Below are 26,725 nucleotides of genomic sequence, written 5' to 3'. Positions count from 1 at the left end.
TCGGCGGAGGGAAGGCCGGCGGCGGCGTCGAGGCCGGCGCGCTCGCGGGGCCGGACCCCGTCGTCGCGCCCAGGCCGCCGCTGGTGCCCGGCGGGGTGCTCGTGGTCTCGGGCGGGACGTCCAGGCGCGACTCGGGCCGCGAGTCGCGCACGGGCGCGCTCGTCCCGCTCGAGGAGCTCGTGCCGCCCGTGCCGTCGCCCTCCGAGGAGAGGTCCTTCGCGCCGCGCAGGAACCGTCCGACCAGCAGGCCGGCCCCGGCCGCGAGGAGCACGAAGGTGCCGGGGTTGCGCCGCGCGAAGCTCTCGACCTCGTGCAGCACGTCGCCGGGCTCCCTGTCCTCGAACCAGCCGGCCACCTTGCCGGTCACGTCCCCGACGCGGCTGACCAGGTCGCTCGCGTAGCCCGGGTCCTCCGACGCACCGGCCATGCGGCCCAGCTCGTCGCCGAGCGACCGCAGGCCGCCGGCGAGGTGCTGCTGCTGGGCGCCCATCTGGCTGCGCAGCTCGGTGCGTGCGCGGTCGGCGAGCCCGTGCACCTGGTCGCTCGCCTCGTGCGCGACCTCGCGGGCCTTCTCCTTGGCCTCGTGGGCGGTCTCGCGCCCGGCGTCGCCGACCTGGGACGCCGCGTCGCTGACCCGTTCCTTGACCCCGGTGCCTCCGGGCGTGGACCCGCCTCCCGGCGGGCCGGACGCCCACTGCTGCTGCGAACCGGGTCCGGCGCCGTACGGCGCGTTCGTCTCGCTCATGGTCCGACTCCCGTCGTCGTCCCCACCCGAGGGCGGGTTCGCGGAGCGCGCGTGCCACGGCAGGCGACGCTCCGCCGGTGTGGCCGCTTCCTGACCACTTCCCAACCTAGGTGGGGTGAACCGACTCGCAACCTGACCGCTGCGGAGGCCGGGACGGGCCCGGACACAAGAGATGACGCCCCTCACGTCGCTGTGAGGTGCGCCACCCCCGACTCTGCCCTGGAAACCTGCCGGTGGCAACCCGGCAGGCCAGAGGCCAGGGACGGGTCCCGGACGCGCGCTCCTACCGTGCGGGCGACCCATCAGTCACAGCAGGGAGGAACACCGTGGACATGACACGACAGCACGCCGCCCGTCTCGGCGCGGGCGTGGCCGCCGTGGCGCTCGCCTGGGCGGGTGCGCTCGGCGGCCTGGCCGGTGGCGCGGCGGCGGCGACCCCGCCCGACGGCTTCGACGCCCAGGTGATCGGCGGCGGGCCGGCGGCCGAGGGACAGTACCCGTGGCTCGTCGGCGTGGGCGCCGGCGAGGGCACGCCGTACGAGGTGCAGTCCTGCGGCGGCTCGGTGATCACGCAGGACGTCGTCCTCACCGCGGCACACTGCGTCGTCGACGCCGACGTGGACGACCTCGTGGTCCTCTCCGGGTCGGTCGACCTCACGTCGGACGACGTGGTCGAGACCGAGGTGGCCGACGTGCACGTCGCGGAGGACTACGGCGACCCGGTCGAGAGCGCGAGCGACTGGGCGCTGCTCCTCCTGGACGAGTCCCTCGACGTCGACCCCGTCGAGCTCGCGCAGGACCCGGACGAGTACGACACGTTCGAGACCGTCGGCTGGGGCAGCCGGGCCGACGGCAGCTACCCGACCGTCGCGCACTGGGTCGAGGTCCCGTTCGTCGACGACGACACCTGCGGTGACGTCTACGCCGGCGAGTTCGACGACGAGAGCATGGTCTGCGCGGGCGACCTCGAGGACGGCGGCGTCGACGCGTGCGACGGCGACTCGGGCGGCCCGCTGCTCGCACCCGGCGACGACGGCGAGCAGGTGCAGGTCGGCATCGTGAGCTGGGGCTACGGCTGCGCCGAGCCCGGCCTGCCCGGCGTCTACGCCGAGGTCGCCGACTTCAACGACCCGATCGAGCAGGTCGTGGAGGACTGGGAGGACTGACCGGCTCCCCGCGGTCGTGCCCGGCCGGCTCCTGCGTGCCGAGCACGACCGCGAGCGCCAGCCGCTCGGCGTCCTCCGTACCGGGTTCGGCGCTGTAGACCAGGAGGCGCAGGTCGTCGCCCGTGATGACGAGCGCGTCGCAGTCGACGGCGATGCGGCCGACGGCGGGGTGGTCGACGAGCTTGTGCCGCATGGTCTCCCCCGGTGACCGCGGGCTCTCGTTCTCCCAGAGCTCGACGAACCGGGGGCTGCGGTCGGTGAGCTCGCGCACGAGGACCGTGAGGTCGGGGTCGGCCGGGTAGCGGGTGACCGCGAGGCGCAGGTCGGCCACGAGGCTCGCGACGAGGGAGTCCTCCTCGTGCGGGGTGTGCACGACGCGGCTGCCGGGGCCGACCAGGTGCCGCCACAGGGCGTTGCGCTCGACGCCGCGCCACGTCGACGTCGGCCCCATGAGCGCGTCGTAGGGCGCGTTGGCGACGATCAGCGTCTGCGCGGCGTCGTACACGGCGACCGGGGTGCCGGCGAGCCGGTCGAGGAGCCGCTGCACGCTGGGCGGGAGGTGCCGGGGCACGACGTCGCTGCCGGGCGGGGCGTGGCCCGCGAGCCGGTACAGCAGGTCGCGGTCCTCGCCGTCGAGGCGCAGGGCGCGGGCGAGCGCGGCGGTGACCTGGGTCGACGGCGTCGTGGCGCGGCCCTGCTCGAGGCGGGTGAGGTAGTCGGCGGAGATGCCGGCGAGCCCGGCGAGCTCCTCGCGGCGCAGGCCGGGGGCGCGGCGCCGGGTGCCCGGGGGCAGCCCGACGGCGTCGGGCGTGACGGCGTCCCGCCGCCGGCGCACCATGCGGCCGAACTCCCACGTGTCCACGAACCCAGTCTGCGCGCCCGGCGGCCGGTTGTCCTGGCCCTGCTGTTCCTACGATCTGCTGTTCCTCCGACGACCGGACGACTGCCTACCACCCCGCGCCCGCCGCAGGCTGGGGGCATGACAACGACACTGGTGACCGGGGCCACGCGTGGCCTCGGCAAGGAGACCGCCCGTCAGCTCGCCGCCGCGGGGCACACCGTCTGGGTCGGGGCACGGGACGAGGCCGCCGGCCGCGCCGTCGCCGCGGAGATCGGGGCCCGCGCCGTCCGGCTCGACGTGACCGACGACGCGTCCGTCGCCGCCGCGCTCGCCCGCATCGAGGCCGAGGGCGGCCTCGACGTCCTGATCAACAACGCGGGCATCGCGACGTTCTCGGTCGACCCGGCCGAGGCGCTGCGGGTGCTCGACACCAACGTGGTGGGCATCCTGCGGGTCACCGAGGCAGCGCTGCCGCTGCTGCGCCGGTCGGCGAACCCCGTGATCGTGAACCTGTCGAGCGCGCTCGGCTCGTTCTGGGCCACGCACCAGCCGGACCACCCGGCGTCGCAGCTGTCCACCATCGTGTACGGCGCGAGCAAGGCGGCCGTCTCGATGCTGACCACGCAGTACGCGCGGGCGGTGCCGGACGTGCGGATCAACGCGGTCGAGCCGGGCTACACCGCCACGGAGCTGGGCGGGCAGCCCAACCCGCACGGCCGTCCGGTCGAGGTGAGCGCGCGGACGGTCGTGCGGGTCGCCACCATCGGCCCGGACGGCCCGACGGGCACGTTCCAGCAGGACGACGGCGAGCTGGGCTGGTAGCGGCTACGGCGTGCGGACCGCCACCTCGAAGACGCGCGCCACGTCGGGCGTGTAGTCGGACGGGTCCGTGACCACGAGCCGGACCTGGTCGACGGCGTCGGCCGCGCCCGGCGCGCTGACCAGCCCGCGGGTGTTGTCCTGGAAGGACGCCGCCTGCTGCCACCCGGCCGCCGTGTGCACCTCGACCGTGAAGTCGCGCAGCACGTTGACCGATCCCCCGCCGACGTACCCGCTGTACACGTCGAGCTGGCCGACGACGGTGGGCGCGTCGAGCGTGATCGTCAGCGTCGGGGTGGTGTCGCCCGTGGCGGACAGCCAGCGGCCCGCGTTCGTGCAGTCGCCGTCCACCGCCTTGTCCGCCCCGCTCGTGGCGCCGGCGGACGAGGACGCGACCGCCGTCGCGCCGACCGCCGCGTGCTCGGCGCACGGCGACGCGTACGGCTCGTCGGCGAGCCAGGCCTTGATCATCGCGCCCTGGTGCTCGCCGCCGAGCAGGTTCCAGTCGTGGTCGAACATCTGCGGCTTCCAGTAGTTGTCGAAGATCCACGCCGTCCAGCTCAGGTGCGGCCGCGCGTCGAGGTACTCGCGCAGCGGGATGCCCCAGCCGGACGTCGTGCCGACCGTGACCGTGGGGTCGGAGAACTCGCCCGGCGGGTTCCAGCCGAACTCGGTGAGGAACACCGGGATCTGCTCGGCGGCGTCCCCGAACCGCGCGTCGAGGTTGGCCGCCGTGGCGTCCCCCTGGTTCGGGTACAGGTGGTAGACGTAGGCGATGCCGTTCCCGGCGATGGGGTCGGCGGCCGCCTGGTTGACGAAGGTGCTCCACTGCGGGCTGCCGACGAGCAGCAGGGTCTCGGGCGCGACCGCCCGGATGTCGTCGACGACGGGCTGGATGTAGGCCTTCCACGAGGACCAGCTCGCGGGCGCGATCGGCTCGTTGAACACCTCGTAGATCACGTTCGGCACGTCGGCGTACAGGGGCGCCACGTAGTCCCAGAACTCCGAGACGGCCGACTGCGGCACACCCGTGCTGCCGTAGTCCGCCACGTAATGCAGGTCCACGATGAGGTAGATGCCCAGGTCCACGGCCTGCTGCACGTACGGGTCGACGTAGCGCTCGACGTTCTCCTCGACGGACAGCGAGCCCCAGATCGTCACGGGCAGGCGCACGACGTCGGACTGCCAGCCGTCGGACACGGTCATGTCGATCACGTCGGCGATCGGCCGGGGGTCGCACTCGGGGCACTCGGCGTTGTGCCGCGGCGCCAGCACCGACACGCCGCGCAGCTGCACCGGGTCGCCCGCGGCGTCCACGATCCGGTTGCCGGACGTGCCGAGCCGCGACACGGCGGCCGGTGCGGCCTCGGGGACGTCGGCGGCCCCCGACGCCGCGGCCGGGACCACGAGGCCCAGGGCGGCGACGAGGAGGGCGAGCGCCACGCCGGCGATCGCGTGCCGGTGGCGGGACGGGGTGGCGGAGGTCTTTCTCAGCACGATGGTTCTCCGTTCTTCGTCGAACGAGTGGAACGAGCGGTCGGGCTGGGTCTGACGGGCGGGTCTCTCCTTACTCCCGGTGGGTCCTGATGCGGTCGGGCCACGCGAGCGTGACCCCGAGGGTGTCGCTCAGCAGCCGCTGGTAGTCGGCCAGGTGGGCGGGGTCGTTGCGCACCTTGCGCGGCGGCAGCCCGCGGTCGAGGCAGAACGCGACCAGCGCGCCGACGGCCTCGCCGATGCCCCACTCGACGGGGTGCAGGCGGTAGCAGCCGTTGGTGATGTGCGTGGTGCCGATGTTCTTGCCCGCGGGCAGCAGGTTCTCCACCCGGACGGGCACGAGCGCGCCGAGCGGCACCTGGAACGGGTACGCCTCGATGTCCACGTACGTGCGGCCTGCCGTGCTGGGGTGCAGGTCGATCCGGTAGCGGCCCAGGCCCACGGTGTCGTCGAACACCTCGCTGCCCGCGCCCTCCGGGCGGGCCTGGACGCCCACGTGCTGCTCGGTCACCGTCAGCTCGGCACGGATGCGGCGGGCCTCCCGGATGTACGGGGTCATGGCCAGGCCGTCCTGGGTGCCCGTCACGTCGGGCCGCAGGCGCAGGCCCGGGTACCCGGTGCCGCCGTCGGGCCGGGGTGCCTCGGTCTGGAGCCAGTGCAGGAACGACAGCGACAGGTCGCGGGCGCCTGCCAGCGCCGCCGCGCGGGCGGCGTCGTCGACGCCGGGCCCGAGCAGGGGCGCCTCCCAGTAGTCGATCTGCGGCCAGTTGACGATGGTCACGTCGCCGACCGCGCCGTCGGCGAAGTTCTCGCGGGCCAGGACGCGGCGGAAGGTCCACAGCGGGAAGTGGGCGCCGCGGGCGTGGTCGGCCTCGAACAGCTTCCAGGTGCGGCGCTGCAGGGTGATGGGCACGACGTCGTCGAACGAGAGCTGGGGTCCGGGCCAGAACGGGGCGACGGCGGTGCGCCAGTGGTCGTACCCCGCGGGCCTGTCGGCCGTGTGGTCCTCGCCGGGCCGGTGCTCGAGGGCGAGGCACCACGAGATCGCCTGCTGGTCGAGGGGGTCGGCGACCGCTGGTGCGTGCAGCTCGCCGGTCTCGTCGCGCCCCTCGGCCCCGACGACGTGCTCGACGTCCGCGAGCTCCAGCAGGTCGCCGAGCTCGGTGGCGTCGACGACGTACGGGGCCTCGACCGTGACCTGCGTGCCGTCGGGCGCGCGCAGCGTCACGGCGTCGACCTCGTCGCCCGAGGTGTGGGCGGCGACCGGCTCGTGCCCCAGGAGCAGCTCGATCTGCCCGCCGGCGCGCCAGGGCGCCACCATCTCCTCCAGGACGGCGGCCGCGACGCGCGGCTCGTGGCACAGGTGGCTGACGATGCCGAGACCGGGGTCCAGCAGCGGGTCGGCGGCGGCGTGCGGCGTCAGGGGGTAGTTGCGGCGGTAGTAGTCCCGCACGCGGCGGCGCAGCTCGGCGTACCCGGGCGGGGCGTAGCGCTCCTCGATCCAGGTGTGCTCGTCGGGCGGGACGGCCTGCGCGGTGAGCTGGCCGCCGAGCCAGCCGGTGGGCTCGGTGAGCACCACCCGGCGGCCCAGCCGCGCGGCCGTGAGCGCGGCGGCCACCCCGCCCAGGCCGCCACCGACGACGAGCACGTCCGTCCGACGCTCGGCCCCGCTCCGTCCCGCAGCCCGGTCCTCTGCCCTGCTCTCTACCCTGTCCTCTGCCCGGCCCCCGCTCATCCAGCGCTCCCCTCCGACACTCCCGCGACGGTCTCTCCCTCGACGACGACGCACGGCACGAGCACGTCCGTTACGTCCCGCCCCGGCTCGTCCAGCAGCCCGACGAGCGTGTCGATCGCGACCCGACCGACCTCGCGGCGCGGGATCTCCAGGCAGTCCCAGCGCACCGGCGCGTCCGCCGCCACGCCCTCGAGGACCGCGACCGACACGTCGCGCGGCACCGCGAGCCCACGGGCGGCCAGCGCCTCCGCGAACGGGTGGGCGAGCCACTCGGCGTCGGCGACGACGGCGGTGAGCGCACCGTCGGCCACCCGGTCGAGCCACGCCGCGTCGGGCACGCCGCCCGGGCCCGGCGGGCCCGCCGGCGACACGTCCCGCAGGCCGCGGCGTGCGACGGCGGACTCGTAGCCCCGCCGCCGGTCCGCGTAGGACTCCTCGTCGATCCCCGCGCTCAGGTACCCGACGCGCGTGTGCCCCAGGTCGGCCAGGCGGTCGACGATCGCGGCGGCGGCCGACTCGTAGTCCGGCACGACGCACGTGATCCGGGTGCCGGGGACCTCGCGGCGGCCGATGTGCACGAACGGGTAGCCGTCCGCCTCCAGCCGGGCCAGCTCGGCGCGGTCGGCCGCCACGCCGAGCAGCACCGCGCCGTCGGCCACGTTGAGGCGGTTCACGCCGTCGCGGTAGACGCGCCGCCGCCCGTCGGCCCCGCCGGTCGAGGTGAACAGCACCAGGTCGTGGTCGATCTCCTCGGCCCGCTCCTCGATGCCGAGCAGGAACTCGAAGTAGAAGTCCTCGCGTGCCCGCGGGAACACCGCCTCGAACGTGTGCACGCCCAGCAGGCGGTTGCGACCCGTGCGCAGCTTGCGGGCCGTCGGGTTGGGCACGTAGCCCAGTTCCTTGATCGCCTCCTGGATGCGGCGGACCGTCGCCTCCGGGATACGGGCGGCGTCCGTGTCGCCGCCGATCACGCGGGACACGGCGGACTGCGAGACGCCCGCCAGCCGGGCGACGTCGGACTGGCGGGGCGCCCTCGCGCGGCGCGGGGTGGTCGTCACTCGGTCTCCTGGCTCGTGGCGGTGGGGTCGGTGGCGTGCAGCCAGCAGCGCGTCCAGCGCCCCTCGCCGACGTCGGTGCGGGGCGGTGCCTGCGTGCGGCACACGTCCTTGGCGAACGGGCAGCGGGGGTGGAACCGGCAGCCCGGCGGCGGGTCGATGAGGCTGGGCGGCTCGCCGAGGTCGTCGGCGCCGGCGTCGAACAGCGCCTCCCGGTCGCGCGCGCCGCGCGCGGGGTCGGGCGACGACTCCACGAGCAGGCGGGTGTACGGGTGCAGCGGGTCGGCGATGACCTGCTCCTTGGGGCCGCCCTCGATCATCTCGCCCGCGTACATGACCACCACGTCGTCGCACAGGTAGCGCGCGCTCGCGATGTCGTGCGTGATGTAGAGCAGGGCCAGCCCGTCCTCGGTGCGCAGGCGGTCCAGCAGGTTGAGCATCTCCAGCCGGATGGACACGTCGAGCATCGAGATGGGCTCGTCGCCCAGCAGCACCTTGGGCTCCACGGCGAGCGCCCGCGCGATGACGACGCGCTGCCGCTGTCCGCCCGAGAGCTCGTGCGGGAACTTGTCCGCGAACTGGTCGGCGGGCGTCAGGGCGACCCGCTCCAGCAGCTCGCCGACCCGGCGGTCCAGCTCCGCCCGGTCGCGCACCCCGTGGTGCAGCCGCAGGGGCCGCTCCAGGTTGTGCCGCACGCGGTGCAGCGGGTTCAGTGACCCGAACGGGTCCTGGAAGATGAGCTGCACGTCCTTGTGGTACCCGCGCTCGACGCGTCCGCGGCGCTGCCGCACGGGCGCGCCCTCCAGGGCGATCTCCCCGCTCGTGGGCGCGTAGAACCCGGCGAGCAGGCGGGCGAGCGTCGTCTTGCCGCTGCCCGACTCCCCCACGAGCGCCACGACGCGCCCGCGGTGCAGGTCCAGCGTCGCGCCCTCCACCGCACGCACGACGGCCCGGGAGCCGACGCCCGCGCGCACGGCGAAGTGCTTGGTGACGTCGACGGCCGCCAGGACGGGGGTCGGTCGCGTGGTCGGTGGCGCGGTCATCGGGCGCTCCCCTCGAGGGTGACGGTGCGGTCCCGGCCGGGTGCCGCGTCGTACAGGCGGCAGGCGACGAGGTGGCCGTCCCCGCCGGCCGGACCGAGGTCCGGCAGGTGCGTGTCGCACCCCGCGAACCGCTCGGCGCACCGCGGGTGGAACGGGCACCCCGACGGCGGACGGCGCAGGTCGGGCGGCGAGCCGGGGATGCCCGTGAGCCGGCGCAGCGGGGCCCGCAGCGGCGGGAAGGAGTCGCGCAGCCCCCGGGTGTAGGGGTGTCGCGGGGCCTCGTAGAGCTCCTGGGCGGTGCCGAGCTCCACGACGCGGCCCGCGTACATGACGGCGATCCGGTCGGCGAGCTCCAGCAGCAGCGACAGGTCGTGCGTCACGAACACGACGGCGAACCCCAGCTCCCGGCGCAGGCACAGCACCTGCGCCAGGATCATCCGCTGCATGACGACGTCGACCGCCGTCGTCGGCTCGTCCATGACCACGAGGTCCGGGCCGCACGCGAGCGCCAGGGCGATCCCGGCCCGCTGCCGCATCCCGCCTGACAGCTCGTGCGGGTAGCTGCGCACCCGGTCGCCGGAGATGCCGACGGTCGTGAGCAGCTCGGCGGCGCGGTCCCACGCAGCCTGCCTGCTCAGGGTCCTGTCGTGGGTGCGCAGCGCGTCGGCGAACTGCGCGCCGAGGCGCATCACGGGGTTGAGCGCGTCCATGGCGCTCTGCAGCACGATCGACACGGAGGTCCAGCGCAGCGACCGCAGGGTCCGCGGGCTCGCCGTGACGAGGTCGACGGCGTCGCCGCCGCGCGGGCGGAACTCGATGCTGCCCGCCGTGGTGACGGCGGGCGGCCGCTGCAGCCGGCTCAGGGCCGTGACGAGGGTGGACTTGCCGGAGCCGGACTCGCCGGCGACGCCGAGGATCTCGCCGCGGCGCAGCGTGAAGGTGACGTCGGCGCACGCGCGCACCGGGTCGCCGTCGGTCACGTAGTCGACGGTCAGGCCGGTGACGCGCAGGAGGTCGTCGTGCGGGGCGGGAGGGGTCATCGGGCATCGCTCCCTGCTGTGTCGGGGGCTGTGTCGGGGGCTGTCGTCCGCTCGGCGCGCCGCACCACCGAGCGGCGGGCCGTGCGCAGCTTGGGGTTGGCCAGCTCGTCGACGCCGAAGTTGACCAGGGTCGCGGCCGTCGCGACCAGGGCGATGCACAGGCCCGGCGGCACGAACCACCACCACATGCCGCGCAGCACGGCGCTCTGCTGCTGGGCGGCCTGGATCATGGTGCCCCAGCTGATCGCCGAGGAGTCGGAGATGCCGAGGAACGCGAGCCCCGCCTCCGCCATGACGCCGCCGATCACGCCGTGCAGGAACATCGCGGCGATCCAGCCGGTCAGGTGCGGCAGCACCTCGTGGAACAGGAGCCGGTGGTGGGGCTCGCCGAGGGTGCGCATCGCCGCGACGAAGTCGCGGTTGCTGACGCTCATCGCCTGGGCGCGGATGGTCCTGGCCCCGCCCGACCAGCCGAAGAAGCCGATGACGAGCGCGATGACCCACAGCCCCGTGCCCTGCATGTAGCCGGCGACGATGAGGATGAGCGGCAGCACGGGCATGACGATGAACAGGTTGGACAGGAAGTTGAGCCACGCGTCGGTGCGGCCGCCGAAGTAGCCGGCGGGCAGCCCGACCAGGATCGCCAGGCCGGTGCCGATCGCCGCCGAGAGGAACCCGACGAACAGGGAGCCGCGGGCGCCCTCGACGGTCTGTGCCAGCACGTCCTGGCCGAACTGTGTGGTGCCGAGCCAGTGGCCCGGGCCGGGCGGCAGGCCGATCGCGGCCAGGTCGTTGGCGCGCGGGTCGAGACCGGGCACGGCGGCCGTGAGCAGCGGGCCGGCGAGGGCGAGGAGCACGAAGAACCCGAGCACGGCCAGGCCGGTGCGGACCTTCCAGCCCCGGAGCAGGGACAGGCGCACGGTGCTCACCCCCGTTCCCGGATCCGCGGGTCGAGCACCGCGTACAGCGAGTCGGCGAGGAGGTTGGCGAGCAGCGTCGCGAGCGTCACGATGAGGAAGACCCCCTGCATCATCGGGTAGTCACGCTTGGTCAGGGCCTCGAACAGCAGGTAGCCGATGCCGGGGTAGCTGAACACGGTCTCGGTCAGCAGGGCTCCGCCGATGACGCCGCCGAGCGCCATCGCAAACCCGGTGAAGCTGGGCAGCATCGCGTTGCGGGCGGCGTACCGGAGCACGACCCGCCCGCGGGACAGCCCCTTGGCCTGGGCGAGCAGCACGTAGTCCTCCCGGACGGTGGTCACCGTCATGTTCCGCATGCCGAGCAGCCAGCCGCCGAACGCCGAGAAGACGATGGTCGCGGCGGGCAGCGCGCCGTAGTGCAGCACGGACGCGAGGAACGGCAGGTTGACGCCCTCGGTGAGGTTCGGGTCGTAGCCGCCGGACAACGGGAACCAGCCGAGCACGAACCCGAACACCCACAGCGCCAGCAGGGCGACCCAGAAGTACGGCACCGACGAGAGGAACGCCGTCAGGGGCGTGAGCACCGAGTCGAGCCGGCTGCCCGCCCGCCACCCGGCGACCACCCCGAGCCCGGTGCCGAGCAGGAACGCGAGCACCGTCGTCGACCCGACGAGCAGCAGCGTCCAGGGCAGCGCCTGGAGCACGAGCTCGCTCACCGGCACGGGGAAGTTGACCACCGACACCCCGAGGTCGAACCGCGCGAGCTGGCCCACGTAGGCCAGGAACTGCTCGCCGAGGTTCTCGTCGGGGTCACCGAAGATGGCCCGGATGCTCTCGAGCGTCTCCGGCGGCACCTGCTGGCCGCTGACCCGCTGCAGCTCCTCGACGATCGCGGACGACGGGTCGCCCGGCATGAGCCGCGGCAGCAGGAAGTTCAGCACGACCGCGGCGGCCGCCGCGGCGGCGTAGAACCCGAGGCGGCGCAGCAGGAACCCGCCGCGCGGTGCGCGCGTCCGCACCGCCCTGCGCGCCGCCGCCGGTGCCGTGGGCGCCGTCGTGGCCACCGTCAGTCCTCCGCCGGCTCGAGGTCGAGCAGCGTCAGGATGAAGTCGGGACCGAGCCCGACCATCGGGATGTGGTCGAACTCGTCGGGCGTGGGCCAGCCCTGCCAGCGGGTCGCGTTGATCTCGACGAACCAGAAGTTGTCGTACAGCGGGCTGAACGGCACCTCCTCGACCACCAGGCGCTGCATCTGCAGGCCCAGCTCCTTGAGCTCGGCCTCGTCGTCCGTGCGCTCCATCCCGTCGATGACGGCGTCGGCCTCCGCGCTCTCCCAGCGGCCCTGGTTGAGCGTGGCGGACTCCCCCTCCGGGACGACGAAGTCGCTGTGCAGGAAGCCGTAGACGCCGTACACCCCGGCGCCGCCGGTGGAGGCCGCCGCGATGTCGAAGGTGCCGAGGTTCATCGCGTCGTAGTAGCCCGCCGTGGGCTGGCCCTTCGGCTCGACCTCGAGCCCGAGCGTGTCCCGCCAGCCGTTGATGAGGATGTCCGCGTAGCTGCCCCAGGCCCAGTCGTTGTTGAACACGATGGTGGGCCGGTAGCTCTCGCCGTCCTTGACCAGCGCACCGTCCTCGACGGTCCAGCCGCCCGCCGCGAGCTCGTCCAGCGCCGCCTGGGCGTCGACGGGCCACGGCTCGGTGTGCTCGGGGTCGACCCAGCCGTCGTACACGGTGTCGTTGAGGCCCGTCGGGCCCGCCTCGGTGCCCGGGCGCTGCAGGGTCGCCGTGATCGCGGACCGGTCCATGGTCAGGGCGAGCGCGCGGCGCACGTGCACGTCGTCGAACGGCGGGCGCCCGGCGTTGAAGAGCGCCGACATGGCGCCCCCGTTCGGGTAGAGCTGGTACAGGTTGTGCTCGGGGTCCTTGGCCGTGTACTCCTCCTCGCCGTTCGCCCACGAGCCCTGCGCGATGTCGATGTCGCCCCGCAGGAGCTGCGCCTTGGCCGCGTCCTGGCTGGCGGGGATGATCTTGTAGGTCGACACCGGCAGCTCGCCGCCCCAGTAGTCGTCGCGCGCGGCCAGGGTGACCTGCTGCGGCTTGAACTCCGCGACCGTGAACGGCCCCGTGCCGACCGGCTCGGGGTTGGTCCACGTGTTGAGGTCCTGCTCGCTCCAGACGTGCTCGGGCACCATCGGCAGCAGGATGTTCGCGAACTGCTTGACGGTCGCGAACGCCGGCTCGGCGAAGGTCACCAGCACCGTCAGGTCGTCGACCTTCTCCGCCTTCTCGTAGGTGACGCCCGCGATCGAGAACTCCGGCTGCTCGACCGGCAGGTTCAACGAGTAGACGGCGTCGTCCGCGGTGAACGGCTCGCCGTCCGAGAAGGTGACGCCCTCGCGCAGGTGGATCGTCAGCGCGGTGCCCGCGTCGTCGAACTCCCAGCTCTCGGCCAGCCACGGCTCGACGACGGCGCCGTTGCTGTAGTCGACCCGCATGAGCGGCTCGTAGACGAGCTCCATGTTGGGCGCCTTGTCGACGGCGGGACCCACCACGTTGTAGTTGTGGACGAACGTGGTGCCGCCGTCCGTCTTGCCGTAGACCATCGTGTCGCTGCGCCCGCCCGCCGTGCCGTCGGCGGACGACGCGCCGCCCGCACAGGCCGAGGTGAGCAGGACGAGCCCGAGGGCCAGCGCCGTGACGCGGCGCCGGATGCGTGCGTGTCCTGTGCGTGCGTGCCCCATGCCAGATCCCTTCCGCTTCGTCGAGGTGGATCACTGCTCGTCAGTCTGTGCTCATACGTATGAGCATCACCACGCAGCGCTGCCGGGATCTGCTCCTACGTATGAGCGAGGACACTAGGGCCGACTTTCCGGGCGTGTCAACCCGTCGATCGCTAGGCTCGCGGGCATGGGCGACGAACCCGAGCAGCCGACCACGGCGCGGCCCGTGCCCGCCGCCGTCCTCGCGGTCGAGCTGGTCCTCGCCGCGGCGATCGCGGTGTGGGCTCTGGTGGAGATCTGGTGGCTCGCGCACCCGGCGGGACCGGACACGGTCTGCCCGCTGGTCCACCCGCCGACACCCGGCTGCGGGGCAGGGCTCCGGTACACCCCGGCGTTCGCCTCCGCGATCGTCCTCACGCTCGCCTGGAGCGGGGCGACCGCCACCCTGCTCACGGTCGGGCGCCGCCGACCGCTCACGGCGGCGTGGGCGGTCGGCGGCCTCGCAATCCTCGGCGCACTGGCCGTCCAGCTCGTCAGATGGGGCGGTCCGGTCGGTTGAGCGCCGCGTACCGCTCGCTCAGCGGCACGTAGTCGGCGTCGAAGGCGGCGAGGTCGGGCGGCTCCGTCCCCGCGACGGCGGCGACGAGCCGGTCGAGGTACCACTCCCAGCCAGGCCCGGTCTCGGGCAGGTCCTTCGGGTCGAGCTCGGTCTGCCGCAGGGTCAGCGCCGTGCCGCCGTCGGCCGGGGCGAGGTCCACGCGCAGACGCCAGTGCCCGTACTCGTCGTCGGCGTCGACGGCGAGCACGTGCGGCGGTTCGCACGCGACCACGCGGAAGTCCGTGGGCTCGCCCGCCTCGGCCTCCGCGTTCATGGTGACGGCCACCCGGCCGGTCGCGGGGTCGCCGGTCCAGGTGCCGAACCAGCGGGCGAGACGGTCGGACTCGGTGAGGTGCGCCCAGACCTCCTCGATCGGGACGGCGAAGCGGCGCCCCAGCGCCAGCGTGCGTCCGTCGTCCTCCAGCGTTCCGGTCAGGTTCATGCGATCCGCTCCTTCGTGGTCGTCGTGCCTGATGGTGTCCGGTCCTTCCGTCCGCTCGCACGCGCACCTCAGCGCGGCGGCCCCACCGACCCTCGCTCGACGAGGTGCACGCCGAGCGAGACGGGCTCCCGGGCGGGCGCGTCGAGGCCCCGCCCCGCCTCGATCTGCTCCAGCATGATCCGCGACGCCTCGGCCACCTTGGCGGGCATGTCCTGCGCGACGGTCGTCAGGCCGGGGGTCGTGTAGGCGGACAGGTCCAGGCCGTCGAACCCGATGACGGACACGTCGCCCGGCACCGACCCGCCCGCCTCCGCGATGCCCGCCATGAGGCCGACGGCGAGGTGGTCCGCCGTGGCGAACACCGCCGTGACCTGCGGGTGGTCCCGCCGCAGGCGCAGGCCGAGCCGGCGGCCGTCCTCGAACGAGGTGAGCACCTCGCGCGCCTCGACGTCGTCGGCGCGCAGCCCCGCCTCGAGGCACGCGGCACGGAAGCCGGCCCAGCGCCGCCCGACCACGCCCATGCCCCGGTACGGCGGGCCGGCGAACAGGACGCGGCGGTGCCCGGCCGCGGCCAGGCGCGCGCCCGCGAGGCGGCCGCCCTCGTGGTCGTCGCTGCGCACGCCGACGACGCGCGGGTTGGCCGCGTAGCTGTCGATCGCCACGACGGGCACGCCCGCGACCTCGAGCCGGTCGACCTGCTCGTCGGGGAACTCGACGAGCACCACGCCGTCGAGCGACCAGCCGCGCACGGTCTGGGCCACCTGGTCGTCGTGCTCGATGCCCCGCAGGAGCACGTGGTAGCCGCGGTGGCGCAGGTGCGTCTCCATGCCGCCCACGACGGCGACCGTGTGCGGGCTGACCAGCAGGCTGTTGTTCTCCCCCACCGGCACCAGCGCGGCGACGATGTGCGAACGGTGCGCGGCGAGGCTCCGCGCCGGGATGTTGGGCACGTAGCCCAGGCGCGCGGCGATCGCGAGCACGCGCTCGATCGTGGCGGGCGAGACCTTCGCCCGCTTGCCGTTCATCACGTTCGAGACGGTCATGACGCTCACGCCGGCCTCGTCCGCGATGTCGCTCAGCTTCACGGTCACGGGAGGGTCACGCGGTCCTTCCTCGTCGGCGGTCGGGCCCATCCTAGGGACGACCACCGACACCCGACGGCTCCCGACCCGCGCAGCCCTTGACCGCACGCGGCACCCCGCCGTACCGTCGACACAAGTTTACCGCTAAACCTCGCAACGGAGCGACCTCATGACCCGACCCGGACCCGCGCGGCGCAGACGCCTCGCCCCCGTCACCACGGCCCTCCTGGCCACTCTCGCCCTCGCCGCGACGGCCCTCGTCACGGCGGCGCCGCCCGCCGACGCGGCCCCCACCCGCCACCAGGCCGAGCAGGCCGTGCTGAGCGGAGGCGCCGTCGTCGAGACGGAGCACGCCGGCTACACCGGCGGCGGCTTCGTCGGCGGCTACACCGACGGCAACAAGGGCGCCGCCACCACCACGTTCACCGTCCAGGCCACCGCGCCGGGCACCCACACGCTCGCGCTGCGCTACGCGAACGGCACGGGCTCGGCCAGGACGCTGACCCTGCTCGTCGACGGCGCCGCCCAGCAGATCACCCTGCCCGCGACGGCGGGCTGGGCCGCCTGGGCCACCCGGACCACCGCCGTCACGCTGACGGCGGGCAGCCACACCGTCGCCTACCGGTTCGGCAGCGGCGACTCGGGCAACGTCAACCTCGACGCCCTCGACGTCGCGAGCACCGGCGGGCCGGGCGGCTACGCCGAGGGTCCGGCCTTCGAGGCGGAGGACGGCGTGCTCGCCGGCGGAGCCGTCGTCGCGACCGACCACGCCGGGTACTCCGGCACCGGGTTCGTCGGCGGCTACACCGACGAGAACGCCGGCGCGGCGTCGACCACGTTCCGCGTGCGGCTCGGCACCGCGGGCGAGACGGACCTGACGCTCCGCTACGCCAACGGCACGGGCTCGCCCCGCACGCTCACGCTGTACGACGGCGCGGTCCGGCTCGGGCAGCTCAGCCTCCCGGCGACCGCGACCTGGGACGACTGGGGCACCGTCACCCACACCGCGACCCTCGCGGCGGGCGACCACGACCTGCGGGTCGCCTACGACACCGGCGACAACGGCAACGCCAACCTCGACCGGCTCGACGTCGCGGCGCACGCGCCCGAGCAGCCCGCCGGGACCGGCGAGGCCGAGGACGCCTACCGCTCCGGCGGCGCGGCCGCCGCGACGGCGGTGTCCGGGTACAGCGGCGCGGGCTACGTCGCGGGCCTGACGGCGCCGGGCGCGCGCGTGCTGCGCACCGTCCGCGCCGACGCCGCGGCCACGCGCACCCTCACCGTCACCTACGCGACGCCCGCCGGCGCGCGCACGCTCGACGTGCTCGTCAACGGCCGCGTCACCGGGCAGCTGACCTTCCCCTCCGGCACCGGCTGGCGCACCGCCACCGCCGAGGTCCCCGTGCGGGCGGGCGTCAACACCGTCGGGCTGCGCGCCGCGAGCGCCGGGGCCGACGTCCTCGTCGACCGCCTCGTCGTGGCGGGCGAGTCGGACCTGGCGGCGCGCGGCGCCACGACCCCGTACACGCAGTACGAGGCGGAGGCCGGGGCGACGACGGGCACGCGGCTGACGCCGTCGCGCGAGTACGGCACGGTCGCGGCGGAGTCGAGCGGGCGCAGCGCGGTGCGGCTCGACGCCGTCGGCGAGCACGTCGACGTCACGCTCACGGCCCCGGCGAGCGGCGTGGTGGTGCGGTACTCGATCCCGGACGACGCGACCGGCGGGGGCCGTACCGCGCCCCTGGCCGTGTACGCGGACGGCACGAAGCTCCGGGACGTGACGCTGACCTCGGCCCACGCCTGGCAGTACGGGGACTACCCGTTCCACGACGACCCGTCGCTGGGCGGGGCGCACCGGTTCTACGACGAGCTGCGGTTCGAGATCCCGGCGCAGCCCGCCGGTACGGTGCTGCGCCTGCAGAAGGACTCGGACGCGGTGGCGCACGTCGACGTCGACCTGGTCGAGGCGGAGCTGGTGGCGCCCGCGCTGTCCGCGCCGTCGGGTGCCGTGCCGGTGACGAGCCACGGGGCGACGCCGGGCGGTGGCGACGACACGGCCGCGTTCACGGCCGCCGTCGCCGCGGCGCGGGCCGCGGGGGTGCCCGTGTGGGTGCCGGCCGGCACGTTCCACGTGAGCACCGCGGTCCAGGTGTCGGGCGTGACGGTGCTGGGCGCCGGGCCCTGGCACTCGGTGCTCGTGGGGACGGGCCGCGCGGGCGGCTTCTACGCGACGGGCGGCGGCGTCACGATCGCGGACCTGTCGGTGACCGGGTCGGCGACGGTGCGCGACGACGCGAACGGCCAGGCCGCCGTCGAGGGCGACTTCACGGGCGAGACGCTGCTGCAGAACCTGTGGCTCCAGCACACCAAGGTGGGGCTGTGGGTGCGGCCCGGCTCGCGGGACGTGCTCGCCGTCGGGCTGCGGGTGCGCGACACGTACGCCGACGGCGTGAACTTCCGCTCGGGTGTGGTCAACTCCCAGGTCACGCAGTCGACGTTCCGGAACACGGGCGACGACGCGCTGGCCATGTGGTCGGACGGCGCGGCGGTGACCGGCTGCGTGTTCTCCTTCGTCACCGTGCAGGCGCCCGCCCTGGCGAACGGGCTGGCGGTGTACGGCGGCGGGGGCGGCAACCGGGTCGAGGACAGCGTCGTGGCGGACACGGTCAACGCCGCGGCGGGGGTCGCGGTGAGCACGCGGTTCGGGGTCCCGTTCACGGGCACGACGACGGTCGCGCGCACCACCCTGACGCGCACGGGCTCGCGGGAGCCGAACTGGCCCGCCGAGCTCGGTGCGCTGTGGGTGTACGCGGACGTGCACCCGATCGACGCCCCGATCGAGCTGCGTGACCTGACGATCCGGGACAGCACCTATGCGGGCGTGCTGATGTCGTGGCAGAAGTCGATCCAGCAGGTCAGCCTCGACCGGGTCGGCATCACGGGGTCGGGCACCTACGGCCTGGAGATCCACGCGACGGGCCGGGCGACGTTCGCGAGCACCACGGTCTCGGGCTCGGGCACGGGGCCGCTGCTCAACGACGGCGGCTTCGTCCTGGACCGGCTGGGCGGCAACTCGGGCTTCTGACCCGAGCCGGCCCGGCCCGGGCGGACCCCGGCGGAGGTCCGCTCGTGAGGACGACCTGCGGGACCGCGACAGCGGCGGACCGGTCCCGCGGGTCGTCCTCGTGCGTGGCCCTCGGGCCTCAGGTGAGCGGGACCGGCGGCGGCACCGCGCAGCGGCTCTCCACCGCCACCGCGGCGCCGGACTCCGCCGACGACAGCAGCGCGGTCATGACCTCGAGCACGTGGTGGGCGAGGTCGCCGCTCGCGCGGGGCAGCTCGCCGTCCGGCGTCGCGGCCAGGTCGGCGACGCCGATGCCACGCCCCGCGTCCCGGTACCCCGCGCTCACCGGCAGGAGGCGCCACTCGCCCCCGAGCTCGTGCAGGCGCACGTCGCCGTCGAACTGGTTGGGGTCCGGCACCACGAGCGACCCCGCCTCGCCGTGCACCTCGATGCTGGAGGCGCGCGTCGCGACGGCGTCGAAGCTCATGACCAGCGTCGAGAGGGCGCCGGACGCGTGCCGCAGCACCCCGGTGACGTGGGTGTCGACCGCCACAGGGACCGTCTGCCCCGCGCGGGGCCCCGAGCCGATGGTCCGGGTGCCGCGGGTGTGGCTCGCCGCGCCGACCACCGACTCCACCGGCCCCAGCAGCGTGACGAGCGCCGTCACGTAGTAGGGGCCCATGTCGAGCAGCGGGCCGCCGCCGGGCTGGTAGTAGAAGTCCGGGTCCGGGTGCCAGCGCTCGTGGCCGGGCGTCACCATGGTCGCGGTCGCCGCGACGGGGGTGCCGACCAGGCCGTCGTCGATCGCGCGGCGCGCGGTCTGCACGCCGGTGCCGAGCACGGTGTCCGGCGCGCAGCCGACCCGCACGCCCGCGGCGTCGGCGGCGTCGAGCACGGCGCGGGCGTCGGCCAGGGTGGCCGCGAGCGGCTTCTCGCCGTACACGTCCTTGCCCGCCGCGATCGCCCGCAGCGCGACGTCGGCGTGCGCGGCCGGCACGGTGAGGTTGACGACGAGGTCGACCTCGGGGTCGGCCACGAGCTCGTCGACGGTCAGCGCCCGCACGCCCTGCCGCTGCGCGACGGCGGCCGACCGCGCCGCGTCCCGGTCGGCGACCGCGACGAGCCGCACCGTCTCCAGGCGCTCGAAGGTCGCCAGGTACTGCCCCGAGATCGCGCCCGCCCCGACGATCCCGACCCTCAGCGGCTCGCCCACAGGATGCCCCTCTCGATGATCGTGCGGACGTTCGGGTCGGTGACGACACCCAGGTCGTGCCCCGGCGTCGCGACGACGACGCGGCCGCTGCCCCACCGCCGGGTCCACACCGCCGGACAGGTGACCGGCCGGTCCCACGGGTCGAAGTCCCGGGCGGGCAGCGTGGTGGTGGCCAGCACGTCGTTGTACGCGTCGGTGAGCACCCAGTACTGCTCGGTCGTGAGCTCGAAGCTGTCCAGCCCCGCGACGATCGGGTGGTCGGCCCGCTCGGGCACGATGTCGACCGTGTACCGCACGAAGTTGTCGCTCGCGTCGCCGGCGAGCTCCTCGCGCGGCGCGCGCGGGGGGTGGGCCGCGAACTGACCGCCCACGAGCTGCAGGTAGTCCGAGCTGTTCCGGAACGAGTCCGCGATGCCGCCGTGCCACCCGGCCAGCCCCGTGCCCGCCGCCACCGCGTCGCGCAGGCCCGTCAGCTCGGCGGGCTCGATCGTGCTCATGGTCACGGTCTGGACGATGACGTCGACGCCCGCGAGGTAGTCCGCGTCCGCGTAGACGGCCGTCGAGTCCTCGACGCGCACCGCGTAGCCGTGCTCGGTCAGGAACGGCAGCACGGCGTCGGTCGTCTCGACGGGCTCGTGGCCCGTCCAGCCGCCGCGCACGACGAGCGCCTGCCTGGTGGGGGATGTCATGCCTCAGCTCCTCGCGTAGGGGTCGGGGTCGGGGTCGGGGAAGCGGCGGGCAGCCGCAGCAGCGGGTCCGGGGCGTGCACGCCGCGGGGGCGGTAGCCCAGGGCACCGGACAGCCCGAGGTGGTCGGCCAGGTACCAGACGATGGCGAGCCACATCTCGGTGCCCTGCAGGCCCGGCACGCCGTCCGGCCCGGGGTCGTCGGGTGCGAACGCGAGGCCCGCGCCGTCGCGCCACGCGCCGAGCACGCGGCGCAGCTGCCCGGCGGCCCAGGCCTCGCCCTCGGCGCGGCGGTGGCCGGTCTGCCGCGCCGCGAGCCACAGCGGGTGGATCACGTCGAGCACGTTGCACGCGGTCCAGCCCCGCGGCGTGGTCAGGTACGGGTCGGCGGCGTGCTCGAGCACCGTGTCGACGGCGGCCTCCGGGTACGGCAGCGGCAGGCCGAGCTGCGCGTACGACCCGCGGGTCAGGCGGTAGAAGCCGTTCACCGCCTGGAGCAGGCGCGGTGCCGCGGGCAGCGGCGCGCCCCACAGGCCGGTCCCGGGGTCGGCCGCCGCCGTCAGCCAGCCGAGCACGGCGTGCAACGGGCCCACGCCGCCGTCGTCGAACCGGTCGGCGAAGTCGGTCGCGTTGAGCAGGCACGCCGTGGCCAGGGCGTCGACCGCCGCGCCGCTCCCCCACGCGCCCGCAGCCCAGTCCCGGGCCGCCAGGGCACGTACGGCCTGCGGTCCGGGCAGGTCGTGCGCCGCGCGCACCGGGTGCGGCAGCCGCCCGCCGAGGAGCCGCACCGCGTAGCCGACGCTGAGCACGTGGTAGCTCGCGGGGCCGTCGAGCAGGTCGCGCACGGGGTCGAGCGGCCCGGTGGCGGCCGGGTCCGCGAGCCCCGCGTCCGCGAGGTCGCCGTCGGGCACCAGGCCCGTGGCCGGGTCCTGCCGGGCGGTCAGGCGGCGCACGAGGTCGGCGGCGTCGAACCCGGGCGGCGGGCCGCCGAGCAGGAGGTCCGCGATCTCGACGGCGTCTGCCCACGGCCGGACCGCCGGCGCGAGCCGGTCCGCGGTGGGCCCGAGGGCGGACGCGGGCCGGTCGACGAAGCGGCCGTCCTCGACGCAGCGGGCGAGCACGGCGGGAGCCTGCGCCCGGGCGCGGTCGGCGAAGGCACGCAGCGCGGCCTCGAGGTCGCCGGGAACCTCGGCGGCCTCCCCCGCCCGCCGGTCCCGGACCACCCGCGCCGGGTTGCCCACGACGACGGCCCAGGCCGGCACGTCCTTGGTCACCACGGCGCCCGCGCCGACCACGGCATGGTCGCCGACGGTGACGCCGTCGAGGATCGTCACGTTCGAGCCGACCCACACGTCGTCGCCGAGCGTGATGCCCCTGCTCCACGTGTCCTGCCGGTGGACCGGACGGTCGGTGGCCATGGCGTGGTTGAAGCCGAGGACCGAGGTGTGCGCGCCGATGCGGACGCCGTCGCCCGCCCGCACCCGGCCGCGCACCACGGTGTACGGGTTGACGGAGCAGTCCGCGCCGAGCGTCACCTCGCCCGTCACGTACGCGAAGGCGGCGACGTAGGTGCGGTCGCCGAGCTCGAGGTCGTCGCAGAACACCGCGGCGTTCGGGGCGACGAACACGCCGTCGCCGAGCCGGGCACCGGCGGCGACGAGCTCCCGCTGCCGGGCCACCTGCGTGGCGCCCTCCGGCGAGGCCGGGTCGTACTCCCACGGCAGGTAGTCGATGCGTCGGACGCCGTCGGCCGGTGTGTGCTGCACGGCCGCCACCCTAACCGTGCGGGCCCGGGCGGCGAGCGAGCGTCCACCGTGCCTATCGTCGAGGATGCGTATCGGATACACCCTCATGACCGAGCAGAGCGGGCCGCGCGAGCTCGTCCGGCACGCGCAGGCCGCGCAGGACGCGGGCTTCGACTTCGAGGTCTCGAGCGACCACTACTCCCCCTGGCTCACCGAGCAGGGCCACGCACCGAACGCGTGGGTGCTGCTGGGCGCCGTCGCGCAGGCGACGCGCGACGTCGAGCTCATGACGTTCGTGACGTGCCCGACGATGCGGTACCACCCGGCGGTCGTCGCCCAGCAGGCGGCCACCCTGCAGCTCCTGGCCGACGGCCGGTTCACGCTCGGCCTCGGCGCGGGCGAGAACCTCAACGAGCACGTCGTCGGCCGCGGCTGGCCGAGCGTGCACGTGCGGCACGACATGCTGCAGGAGGCCACGCACGTCATCCGGGACCTGCTCACGGGCGAGCTCGTCACCTGGGAGGGACAGCACTTCCGCGTCGACTCGGCCCGCCTGTGGGACGTGCCGGAGGACGGCGTCGAGATCGGCATCGCCGTGTCGGGCGAGCAGGGCGTCGACCGGTTCGCGCCGCTCGCCGACCACCTGATCCAGGCGGCGCCCGACGGCGACGTCGTGCGGCAGTGGGCGGACGTGCACCCCGGCTCGTCGCGCGTGATCGGCCAGGTGCCGATCTGCTGGGACCCCGACGAGGAGGCGGCGACCGAGCGCGCCCACGCCGAGTTCCGCTGGTTCGGCGGCGGCTGGTCCGTCAACGCCGACCTGCCGACGCCGGCGGGCTTCGACGCGGCGTCGCAGTTCGTCCGGCGCGAGGACGTCGCCGCGTCGATCGCGTGCGGGCCCGACCTCGACGCGATCGCCGAGAGCGCGCGCCCCTTCCTCGAGGCCGGGTTCACCGACCTGGCGATCGTCCAGGTCGGCGAGCACCACCAGGACCGGTTCCTCGCCGAGGCGGCCGGGCCGCTCCTGGAGCGGCTGCGGGCGCTGTGAGGCCGGCCGGCCGGTGCAGGCCGGCTCAGCGCCGGGCGAGCCGGAACCGGAGACCCAGGTGGTCCATCGTGGCGGGCAGCGGGTCGCGGGCGAGGTAGCGCCCGCGGTCCACCCGCAGGTCGAGCTCCGCCAGGCGCGCCAGCAGGTGCGACGTGGTCAGCAGCACGAGGTTGCGCCCCGGGCACACCACGGGCCCGCCGCTGAACGGGATGACGGCGCGATCCGCCTCCATGGTGCCGTCTACCCACGCCTCGGGCGCGAAGGCGTCCGCGTGCGCGAGGCGGTCGGGGTCGCGGTGGAAGAACGAGCTCACCACGGCGAACCCCGTGCCGGACGGCAGCGTGCGCCCGCCCCACTCCGTCGGCGCGGTCGAGTCGCGCAGCACCACGAGCGTCGTCGGCCACAGGCGCAGCGACTCCTGGACGCAGGCGCGCGCGTACGGCAGCTCGGCCGGCGCCGTGCCCGCGGCGGTGACCTCGGCGAGCAGCCGCTCGCGCACGGCGGGGCGCGCCGCGACGACGGCCAGGGCGCGCAGGGTCGCGGCCCCCGCGGCGTCGTAGGCGAAGAGCCAGTGCGGCACCTGGCTCGCCACGACGTCGGGGCCGGCCGCGCGGGCGACCTCCGCCACCGTGCCGGGCTCGGGGTCGGCGAGGTAGGACGCGATGCGTGCATGCAGCCGCTCGCGCACGGCGGTGCGGCGGGGGCGCAGGTACGCCCAGTTCGCGTCCCGGCGCAGCGCGTTCAGGGCGCCGACCAGGTCGCGGTCGCCGCGCGCCCGCGGGCCGAGCACGACCTCGAGCACCACGTCCCAGAACTCGTCGACGAAGCCCGCGCCGTCGAGGCCGCCGGCCAGCCGGTCCGCGATCCGCGCCGCCCCGGTCCGCACCGCGTCGACCACGGCGTCGGCCGCGTCGTGCAACGGCTGGTCCGTCCGCAGGGCCGCCTCGTTGAACGGCCTCCGCTCGCGCCGGTCGGCGACGGACGAGACGAGCACGCCCTCGGGCTGGAAGTGCCCGAGCGCCGCCGTCTTCTCGCGGGTCGCCGGCGTGAACGGCTCGGGCGAGCCGTCCAGCAGCCTGCGCACGTCGTCCGCGTCGGTGACCACGACGAGGCGGCGCGGGCCCAGGCGGAGCACGAGCGGCGCGCCGTCGTACCGCTCCCGCAGGGCGGTGAGCACGGCCCGCGCCGTGCGGTCGGTCTGGTGGCGCTCGGCCCAGGCGGTGGCGCGCGGCCTGCGCACGATCGCGCCCTGCGCCACCAGGGGCGCGAGCACCGCGGACCCGACGCGCAGCGCCTCGGCGGGCGTCAGATCCGCGGGCGGGCGGGCGCTCAGCGGTTCGGCTCCGCCCGCGAGATGTCCGCGAGCGCCGACGACGGGTCGCGCTCGACGGCGAGGTCGCCGATCGAGACGATGCCGACGAGCATGTCGCCGTCCAGCACGGGCGCACGGCGCACGGCCGCCTCCCGCATCACGGCGACCGCGGTCTCGACGGGGTCGGTGATGCCGACGGTGGCGACCTTGTCGCTCGCCACCTGCTCGACGGTGGCCTGCGCGCCGAGCCCCGCGGCGAGGCCGCGGACCACGATGTCCCGGTCGGTGACGACGCCCGTGGCCGTCGGCCCGGAGCGGACCACGAGCACGCCGATGTCCTCCTGGGCCATGAGGCGTGCGGCGGTCTCGAGCGTGTCGGTGGAGTCCACCGTGGTGGGCGCCGGGGTCATGACGTCGGCGACGGTCTGCGCGGTCGTCTGCTCGCTCATGGCGTTACCTCCCGTGTGGCGGATGCCGGCGGTCTGCTCGCCGGTGCTTCCACCCTGGGCCCGGGTCGGGGCACTCGCACGCGCGCTCACTGCTCGGGAGCGGGCACGGGGTGCGCGGCGAGCGCGGACGCGACGGCGTGCAGGTTGTGCGCCATGAGCCGCCCGGTGCTCGCGGACCACTCGTGGCCGTGCTCGGTGTCGGGGTACTCGTCGCCCGGGCCGGGGCCCTGGTTCCAGTAGGTCCACGCCTGGCCGGGGACGGTGTAGCCGATGTCGGCGAGGCCGCCGCTGATCTCGGAGATGACGTGGTGGGCGCCGTCCTCGTTGCCGGTGACGACCACCCCGGCGACCCGGTTGTACGCGACGGGAGTGCCGTCGTCGGCGGTCTCGGACAGCATCGCGTCCATGCGCTCGAGCATGCGCTGGGCGATCGACGAGGGCCGCCCCACCCACGTGGGGGTGACGACGACGAGGATCTCGGACTCGAGCAGCTTCTCGTGGACGCCGGGCCACTGGTCGCCGTCGCCGAGGTCGGTGACGACGCCGGGCGGGACGTCCAGGTCCGCGAGGCGGACGTGCTCGACGGTGACGCCGCGGGCGGTGAGGGCGTCGGCGACGACGGACGCGAGCGCCTCGGTGTTGGACGGCGCGGGGGACGGCTTGAGGGTGCAGCTGACGAACAGGGCCTTCATGGGACACCCCTTCACGGGTTGCCGGACAGCCGCTTCTCGACCGCTGCCCACGCTAACCCGGGCCCGGTGCGCTCACGAGCCGGGCCGTCAGGTGCCGTCGTCGCCCGGGGTGAAGGCCTCCTGGTAGAGCGCGCCGGCCTCCTCGACGGCCGCGGGGTCGACCGTGGCGACGGGCGTGATGCCGACGAGCAGCGGCTCGCAGTCGGGTCCGCGGCCCGAGACCTCGCCCGTGAGCAGCCACGGGAACCGGTCGGCCACCATGAGGTGCGCGTACTGGCGCAGCTGCCGCGCGACCCAGTGCTCGGGCGGGCGCGTCCACCACGGCTCCGGCGTCATCGGGTTGACGCTCAGGCCGGGCAGCACGCAGCCGCTCTCGTGGTCCTTGCTCACGGTGCTGCGGTCGACCTGGGGCCCGGCGCTGAACCGGACGTAGACGGGGGCGAGGAGCTGCGCGAGCTCGGTGACCTCGGCGAGCGACCCGAGGTGGGGTACGCCGGGGACGAGCTGGTCACGCGGCGGGGTGCTCGACACGGGTGGGCCTCCGTCCAGGTCTCGACCGTTCGCCACGCTAGTCCCGCGCGTCGGCGGCGGCCAGCCCACCGAGCGCGGCCAACCCGCGCCACAGGGCGACCACGAGGGCGCCGGCGACGAACATGTCGTGGTCCCCGGTGCGCCGCTCGGCCCGGATCGCCTCGGCCAGCTCCTCGACGGCGGCCTCGCAGCGGGCCGCGGCGTCACGCACGGCGGCCGCGGCGCCGGTGGTGGCGGCCGCGGCACCGTCCGCCGCGTCGTCGACGTCCCGGCTCTCGGCCCGCAG

General features: G+C 75.0%; 25 protein-coding genes. 5 read left to right on the top strand and 20 right to left on the bottom strand.

Annotated features, from left to right (window positions below):
- Window positions 1–745: hypothetical protein (locus HLB15_RS13170; protein ID WP_171106225.1), on the bottom strand; the 745-nt coding region annotated here is incomplete at its 3' end.
- A 332-nt stretch (window positions 746–1,077) separates the two neighbouring features.
- Here HLB15_RS13170 and HLB15_RS13165 point away from each other — a divergent pair.
- The gene (locus HLB15_RS13165) at window positions 1,078–1,911 is read left to right on the top strand and encodes a S1 family peptidase (RefSeq protein ID WP_171106224.1); all 834 of its coding nucleotides are present in this window, start codon (window positions 1,078–1,080) and stop codon (window positions 1,909–1,911) included.
- On the opposite strand, the gene HLB15_RS13160 is transcribed toward HLB15_RS13165, so the two are convergent.
- Window positions 1,868–2,773 carry a helix-turn-helix transcriptional regulator gene (locus tag HLB15_RS13160; RefSeq protein ID WP_171106223.1) on the bottom strand — a complete coding sequence of 302 codons (906 nt, stop codon included), beginning with the start codon at window positions 2,771–2,773 and terminating at the stop codon, window positions 1,868–1,870. The two genes, HLB15_RS13165 and HLB15_RS13160, sit on opposite strands and share 44 nt — an antisense overlap.
- A 117-nt stretch (window positions 2,774–2,890) precedes the next feature.
- Here HLB15_RS13160 and HLB15_RS13155 point away from each other — a divergent pair, with 117 nt between their 5' ends.
- The gene (locus HLB15_RS13155; RefSeq protein ID WP_171106222.1) at window positions 2,891–3,574 is read left to right on the top strand and encodes an SDR family NAD(P)-dependent oxidoreductase; all 684 of its coding nucleotides are present in this window, start codon (window positions 2,891–2,893) and stop codon (window positions 3,572–3,574) included.
- A gap of 3 nt (window positions 3,575–3,577) precedes the next feature.
- Here the strand turns inward: HLB15_RS13155 and HLB15_RS13150 are convergent, their stop codons facing one another.
- The 8 genes from HLB15_RS13150 to HLB15_RS13115 form a co-directional block, all read right to left on the bottom strand.
- On the bottom strand, window positions 3,578–5,068 hold the full coding sequence (locus tag HLB15_RS13150; protein WP_171106221.1) for a cellulase family glycosylhydrolase: 1,491 nt from the start codon (window positions 5,066–5,068) through the stop codon (window positions 3,578–3,580).
- A gap of 70 nt (window positions 5,069–5,138) precedes the next feature.
- Window positions 5,139–6,713: an FAD-dependent oxidoreductase gene (locus tag HLB15_RS13145; protein ID WP_171106220.1), complete on the bottom strand. Its 1,575-nt coding sequence runs from the start codon at window positions 6,711–6,713 to the stop codon at window positions 5,139–5,141.
- 83 nt (window positions 6,714–6,796) lie between these two features.
- A complete protein-coding gene (locus tag HLB15_RS13140) occupies window positions 6,797–7,858 on the bottom strand; it encodes a LacI family DNA-binding transcriptional regulator (RefSeq protein WP_171106219.1) in 1,062 nt (353 codons plus the stop codon).
- A complete protein-coding gene (locus tag HLB15_RS13135) occupies window positions 7,855–8,898 on the bottom strand; it encodes an ABC transporter ATP-binding protein (RefSeq protein WP_171106218.1) in 1,044 nt (347 codons plus the stop codon). Before HLB15_RS13135 ends, HLB15_RS13140 begins: the two co-directional genes overlap by 4 nt.
- The gene (locus HLB15_RS13130) at window positions 8,895–9,938 is read right to left on the bottom strand and encodes an ABC transporter ATP-binding protein (RefSeq protein ID WP_171106217.1); all 1,044 of its coding nucleotides are present in this window, start codon (window positions 9,936–9,938) and stop codon (window positions 8,895–8,897) included. Before HLB15_RS13130 ends, HLB15_RS13135 begins: the two co-directional genes overlap by 4 nt.
- The gene (locus HLB15_RS13125) at window positions 9,935–10,867 is read right to left on the bottom strand and encodes an ABC transporter permease (RefSeq protein ID WP_229785569.1); all 933 of its coding nucleotides are present in this window, start codon (window positions 10,865–10,867) and stop codon (window positions 9,935–9,937) included. The genes HLB15_RS13130 and HLB15_RS13125 overlap by 4 nt, the downstream gene beginning before the upstream one ends.
- Window positions 10,864–11,877, bottom strand: a complete 1,014-nt coding sequence (locus HLB15_RS13120; RefSeq protein ID WP_171106228.1) for an ABC transporter permease — start codon at window positions 11,875–11,877, stop codon at window positions 10,864–10,866. The genes HLB15_RS13125 and HLB15_RS13120 overlap by 4 nt, the downstream gene beginning before the upstream one ends.
- Before the next feature lie 47 nt (window positions 11,878–11,924).
- Window positions 11,925–13,598, bottom strand: a complete 1,674-nt coding sequence (locus tag HLB15_RS13115; RefSeq protein WP_229785570.1) for an ABC transporter substrate-binding protein — start codon at window positions 13,596–13,598, stop codon at window positions 11,925–11,927.
- A 166-nt stretch (window positions 13,599–13,764) separates the two neighbouring features.
- On the opposite strand from HLB15_RS13115, the gene HLB15_RS13110 reads away from it, so the two are divergent.
- A complete protein-coding gene (locus tag HLB15_RS13110; protein ID WP_171106216.1) occupies window positions 13,765–14,136 on the top strand; it encodes a hypothetical protein in 372 nt (123 codons plus the stop codon).
- Here the strand turns inward: HLB15_RS13110 and HLB15_RS13105 are convergent.
- Window positions 14,111–14,617, bottom strand: a complete 507-nt coding sequence (locus HLB15_RS13105; protein ID WP_171106215.1) for an SRPBCC family protein — start codon at window positions 14,615–14,617, stop codon at window positions 14,111–14,113. The two genes, HLB15_RS13110 and HLB15_RS13105, sit on opposite strands and share 26 nt — an antisense overlap.
- A gap of 68 nt (window positions 14,618–14,685) precedes the next feature.
- On the bottom strand, window positions 14,686–15,708 hold the full coding sequence (locus HLB15_RS13100; protein WP_229785571.1) for a LacI family DNA-binding transcriptional regulator: 1,023 nt from the start codon (window positions 15,706–15,708) through the stop codon (window positions 14,686–14,688).
- 160 nt (window positions 15,709–15,868) lie between these two features.
- Between HLB15_RS13100 and HLB15_RS13095 the strand changes: the two genes are divergently transcribed.
- Complete coding sequence (locus tag HLB15_RS13095) at window positions 15,869–18,784, top strand: CBM35 domain-containing protein (RefSeq protein ID WP_171106213.1); 2,916 nt, start codon at window positions 15,869–15,871, stop codon at window positions 18,782–18,784.
- Window positions 18,785–18,902: 118 nt separating this feature from the next.
- Here HLB15_RS13095 and HLB15_RS13090 read toward each other — a convergent pair whose 3' ends face one another.
- Genes HLB15_RS13090 through HLB15_RS24560 form a run of 3 tightly spaced genes read right to left on the bottom strand, consistent with a single transcriptional unit; the run spans window position 18,903 to window position 22,428 of the window.
- Entirely contained in the window at window positions 18,903–19,976 is a 1,074-nt protein-coding gene (locus HLB15_RS13090) for a Gfo/Idh/MocA family protein (protein WP_171106212.1), read from the bottom strand.
- Window positions 19,961–20,665: a ThuA domain-containing protein gene (locus HLB15_RS13085; protein ID WP_171106211.1), complete on the bottom strand. Its 705-nt coding sequence runs from the start codon at window positions 20,663–20,665 to the stop codon at window positions 19,961–19,963. Before HLB15_RS13085 ends, HLB15_RS13090 begins: the two co-directional genes overlap by 16 nt.
- The gene (locus HLB15_RS24560) at window positions 20,662–22,428 is read right to left on the bottom strand and encodes an acyltransferase (protein WP_308424946.1); all 1,767 of its coding nucleotides are present in this window, start codon (window positions 22,426–22,428) and stop codon (window positions 20,662–20,664) included. The genes HLB15_RS13085 and HLB15_RS24560 overlap by 4 nt, the downstream gene beginning before the upstream one ends.
- Window positions 22,429–22,513: 85 nt before the next feature.
- On the opposite strand from HLB15_RS24560, the gene HLB15_RS13075 reads away from it, so the two are divergent.
- Window positions 22,514–23,455, top strand: coding sequence for a TIGR03557 family F420-dependent LLM class oxidoreductase (locus HLB15_RS13075; RefSeq protein WP_229785572.1), 942 nt, complete (start codon window positions 22,514–22,516; stop codon window positions 23,453–23,455).
- 25 nt (window positions 23,456–23,480) lie between these two features.
- Here HLB15_RS13075 and HLB15_RS13070 read toward each other — a convergent pair whose 3' ends face one another.
- The 5 genes from HLB15_RS13070 to HLB15_RS13050 all read right to left on the bottom strand — a co-directional run.
- Window positions 23,481–24,728: a cytochrome P450 gene (locus tag HLB15_RS13070; RefSeq protein ID WP_171106208.1), complete on the bottom strand. Its 1,248-nt coding sequence runs from the start codon at window positions 24,726–24,728 to the stop codon at window positions 23,481–23,483.
- A gap of 56 nt (window positions 24,729–24,784) precedes the next feature.
- Window positions 24,785–25,216, bottom strand: a complete 432-nt coding sequence (locus HLB15_RS13065; protein WP_194532075.1) for a CBS domain-containing protein — start codon at window positions 25,214–25,216, stop codon at window positions 24,785–24,787.
- An 86-nt stretch (window positions 25,217–25,302) separates the two neighbouring features.
- On the bottom strand, window positions 25,303–25,908 hold the full coding sequence (locus tag HLB15_RS13060) for a flavodoxin family protein (protein WP_171106207.1): 606 nt from the start codon (window positions 25,906–25,908) through the stop codon (window positions 25,303–25,305).
- Between the two features lie 87 nt (window positions 25,909–25,995).
- The gene (locus HLB15_RS13055; protein WP_171106206.1) at window positions 25,996–26,439 is read right to left on the bottom strand and encodes a DUF6098 family protein; all 444 of its coding nucleotides are present in this window, start codon (window positions 26,437–26,439) and stop codon (window positions 25,996–25,998) included.
- Window positions 26,440–26,476: 37 nt separating this feature from the next.
- A partial coding sequence (locus tag HLB15_RS13050; protein WP_171106205.1) for a hypothetical protein occupies window positions 26,477–26,725 on the bottom strand: 249 nt, incomplete at its 5' end.

This window comes from Promicromonospora citrea (assembly GCF_013004695.1).
In the GTDB taxonomy this organism is placed as follows: domain Bacteria; phylum Actinomycetota; class Actinomycetes; order Actinomycetales; family Cellulomonadaceae; genus Promicromonospora; species Promicromonospora citrea.
The sequence above is the reverse complement of the archived record's forward strand: the minus strand, read 5'-3'. Positions and strand labels throughout refer to the sequence as shown.